Origin of the sequence: Rhodoferax sp. UBA5149 (genome assembly GCF_002413825.1) — a bacterium.
Lineage (GTDB): Bacteria > Pseudomonadota > Gammaproteobacteria > Burkholderiales > Burkholderiaceae_C > Rhodoferax.
Genome location: NZ_DHXT01000217.1, coordinates 10,844 through 12,824, shown reverse-complemented (window position 1 = coordinate 12,824; position 1,981 = coordinate 10,844). Strand labels below are relative to the sequence as shown.

The 1,981-nt window shown below is 63.0% G+C and carries 1 protein-coding gene; it reads left to right on the top strand.

Features of this window, described 5'->3' with window-relative positions; genetic code table 11:
• The first annotated feature begins 124 nt into the window (after nucleotides 1–124).
• Nucleotides 125–1,915 (top strand): NAD(P)/FAD-dependent oxidoreductase, encoded by a 1,791-nt coding sequence (locus B3V69_RS19485; protein ID WP_296449089.1) that lies wholly within the window; start codon nucleotides 125–127, stop codon nucleotides 1,913–1,915.
• Nucleotides 1,916–1,981: the final 66 nt, after the last annotated feature.

Sequence of the window (1,981 nt, the reverse complement as noted above, 5' to 3'; positions counted from 1 at the left end):
CGAAGTTATTCTTAAACAAGCGCTGCCAAAATACAATCTTGACGCAAGCGGCGTTGTCCGGGTCCGGTCAAAGGCCAACAAGTATCATAGTGATCTTCTGCTTGATAGACACAAGCCTTCTGACATGATCCGCCTGACCGAACTCAAACTCCCCTTGGCGCACGCCAATAACGCACTGCCCGAACTGATTGCCAAGACGCTGGGCGTGGCGCCCGATGCCTTGCGAGGATTCACTATTTTCAAGCGCAGCTTTGACGCGCGCAAGGCGACGTTGATACAGGTCTACATCGTAGATTTGGAAGTGGCCCCCACACTCGGCGCTGACGCGTCCTCGCTGCCCCCCGAGGGGGCTGTTTCGCCTTGGGGCGGCCCGGCGGCGAAACCTGCCCCCACGCTGGAAGCCGCGTTGCTGGCGAAGTTCGCGGGCAACCCGCACATCTTTGCCACGCCTGACATGAGTTACCACCCGGTGGCGCAGGCCCCGGTCAACGCCGGGCCGCGCCCGGTGGTGGTGGGCTTCGGTCCGTGTGGCATTTTTGCCGCGCTGGTGCTGGCGCAAATGGGCTTCAAGCCCATCGTGCTGGAGCGCGGTAAAAAAGTGCGCGAACGCACCCAGGATACCTGGGGCCTGTGGCGCAAGCATGTGCTCAACCCCGAGTCCAACGTGCAGTTTGGCGAGGGCGGTGCCGGCACGTTTTCAGACGGCAAGCTCTACAGCCAGATCAAGGATCCGCGCTTTCTCGGCCGCAAGGTGATGAACGAGTTCGTCAAAGCAGGCGCGCCGCCCGAAATTCTGGTGGATGCCCATCCGCACATCGGCACTTTCAAGCTGGTGAAGGTGGTCGAAAACCTGCGCGAACAAATCTTGGCACTGGGCGGTGACATCCGCTTTCAGCAGCGCGTGACCGATGTGCTGATTGAAGATGATCGGAATGGGCGACAGGTGCGCGGTTTGACGGTGCTGGACCAGGCCACGGGACAGTCGTACGAGCTGCCGGCCAACCAGGTGGTGCTGGCGCCGGGCCACAGCTCGCGCGACACCTGCACGATGCTGTACCAACGCGGCGTGGCGATGGAAGCCAAGCCGTTTTCGATCGGCTTTCGCATCGAGCACCCGCAAAGCGTGATTGACCGCGCCCGCTGGGGTCGCCATGCCGGCCACCCGAGCCTGGGTGCGGCCGACTACAAACTGGTGCACCACGCCGGCAACGGCCGCTCGGTTTACAGTTTTTGCATGTGCCCCGGAGGCACGGTGGTGGCCGCCACGTCGGAGCCCGGCCGCGTGGTGACCAATGGCATGAGCCAGTACTCGCGCAACGAGCGCAACGCCAATGCCGGCATCGTGGTCGGCATCGAGCCGAGCGACTACCCCCTTGACGCCGAATCATTTCAGGCCACCCTGGGCGAACAGGTGCAGGCGCAACCGATGCCCGGCACCGTGTACCACCCGCTCGCCGGTATCGTGCTGCAGCGCCAGCTGGAATCGAAGGCCTACCTGATGGGTGGCTCAAACTACGACGCGCCCGGCCAACTGGTCGGCGACTTCATGGCGGGCAAAGCCTCCACGCAACTCGGCGGGGTGGAGCCCTCTTACAAGCCCGGTGTCGCGCTGGGCGATCTGGCCACAGCCCTGCCGACCTACGCCATTGACGCCATCCGCGAGGCCCTGCCCGCCTTTGCCCGCAAGATCAAGGGTTTTGACATGCCCGACGCGGTGTTGACCGGTGTGGAAACCCGCACCTCATCGCCTTTGAAAATTCCCCGGGGCGAGGATTTTCAGAGCAGCAACACGCGCGGGCTGTACCCCGCCGGCGAGGGTGCCAGCTATGCCGGCGGCATTTTGTCCGCAGGCGTAGATGGCATCAAGGTGGCGGAAGCAGTGGCGAGAAGTTTATTAAGCAAGTCGATGTCGTAGAAGCCTGATCGACGCGGAGAAACCAAATGAGGCTCCCCTCTTTCGCCCGGCGGGGCGAGAGAGGGG

Bases quoted from the DNA above. Each gene is read 5' to 3' on its own strand.
- B3V69_RS19485 (WP_296449089.1), top strand. From the start codon at position 125: ATGATCCGCCTGACCGAACTCAAACTCCCCTTGGCGCACGCCAATAAC.